The following is a 1,803-nucleotide window of genomic DNA, read 5'->3' on the forward strand; positions in this document are numbered from 1 at the left end:
TGCTATACTAGCCCTATTACAATGCATCTCAGGTGATTGTATAATTGAATCAAGCTGTTACAAAAAATATTGCCAAAAACCTGTCAAGCATTTTCTTCATCCCCATAAATTATTTTTAAAGGGGGGGGGAAGCAGTTACCTTTATTTTTAGCCATGGGTGACCTCCTTTTGAATTTAGAGGTATTATCCCATAACTGGTAGGACAAATAGCGTCCTACCCAAAAATTAGCTGAAGATTAGTGGTAATCAGAATTTTTTTTATATAATGGAAATTTTTCATCTTACTCTTGTTTCGTAGTACCGACAGGCTTACAGCATAAAAAATTTCCCAATCGATGGTTATATTGCTGTTTTTGAAGCCTCTCATAATATATCCCAATTGAGTACGACCTATTTTATGGGGGACTCTCAAATTTATTAGGTCAGTTTCCATTATGCTTACATTCTTAGAATAATCGTCTTGATTGAAAACAAAATACTCATATTCCGTTATTCCAGCACTATATCCTACGTGTTGTGCAATACATCTGGCACCTATGTCTGAGTTACATTCATGGATGCTTGCCGTTGAGAGCAATGGGCTAGTGAAACCAATTACAGAATAAATTTGGTGGGATAGTTCATGTGCCAATAAAAGAATTATGCTCTCCATACTTCTATTTTTCATCATGAGGCTACCTACTTCAAAATTTGATATCATATTATTCAAGTCTTTTGAAAATCTTGTACTGTATAAAATCTGAGTTTTTAACAGTTCAAATTGTGATGGATTTAGCATGGATTGTGGTATGTGACTGTAGAGAATGTGCTGGTAGACAGATAACAATCCCAATAAGTAGACTCTCGTTTGCGTTGCTTTGTCATCACTTTTTAAGAAGTCAGCGGCATTAGGAAGGTTCTCGAATAAATCTGTTACTTGATCATGATTAAATGGCAAATGGCTATTGTAATTAAGTAGGTAGGAATGATTTTTTTCGATGTAAGTTTTAGCTTTAATACTTTCGCTGAAGTCAAAAGTTGAAGAAAAATAAGATATTTTATTTAACCCTGTAAGAAAATCTGCTAACCAGATGGTCTGTTCTACCAGTAATAATTTAAAATGATCTTTGCCGATCGAATCTATAAGTTTTTTTAAATTTTCACTACCAATGTTGTGTCCACCATGAATAATGTATGCGATATCAACAGGTTTATTGCTGATCAATTGAGCAAGTTCAGTATCAGAAACATCTAAGAGTTCATTTACCCAGAGGATGTTTTTACCAGACGTGGCCTCTCGGATGGTGGAAAAGGCAACGACTAATCCTGGTAAATCTTTAGAGAATAGCTCAGCACGTATGTTACTGTCGGGAAATAATTCCAGGAATTCATTGAAAAAAACGCCATCAGCATCTCGTTTTGAAATAATACAAATGACCGATGCCAGAAGGTAAGGATCTTCGTAAAATTTCTGTAAAAAAATACCGGATGGAAGTGCTTTCGCAAAAGCATTGGTAATGGCGGCGAAACTGTGAATATTGATGTCTTGCAGAAGGATCATAGCTCCAGTGAATCTACCTCGTGCACGTATAACTGAATCGACAAACTGTTTGGAATCGAGTTTGAAAAATTCATTTATGATTGATAATTGATCCTGAGTAGCAGCGATATTATGTAGAACTACCATGAAAAATTCTGTTAGTGTACCATTCCTTCTGTAAATTCATATAAAGCTTGGCAAAAGGCAGGCCAAGCTTATCCTTTCGGGGCCAATTATCAACAACAAACCGAAAGGAGAAAACAATGACCTGCCAACAGGATTGT

1 protein-coding gene is annotated in these 1,803 nt (G+C 35.7%); it reads right to left on the reverse strand.

The window, feature by feature from the left end:
- Window positions 1-214 precede the first annotated feature (214 nt).
- Window positions 215-1,666, reverse strand: coding sequence for a hypothetical protein (locus tag FCL48_RS24555; protein WP_136876725.1), 1,452 nt, complete (start codon window positions 1,664-1,666; stop codon window positions 215-217).
- Window positions 1,667-1,803: the final 137 nt, after the last annotated feature.

It is taken from the genome of Desulforhopalus sp. IMCC35007 (assembly GCF_005116575.1).
Lineage (GTDB): Bacteria > Desulfobacterota > Desulfobulbia > Desulfobulbales > Desulfocapsaceae > Desulforhopalus_A.

Excerpts from the sequence above, each read along its gene's own strand:
- FCL48_RS24555 (WP_136876725.1), bottom strand. The coding sequence starts at position 1,666 with ATGGTAGTTCTACATAATATCGCTGCTACTCAGGATCAATTATCAATC.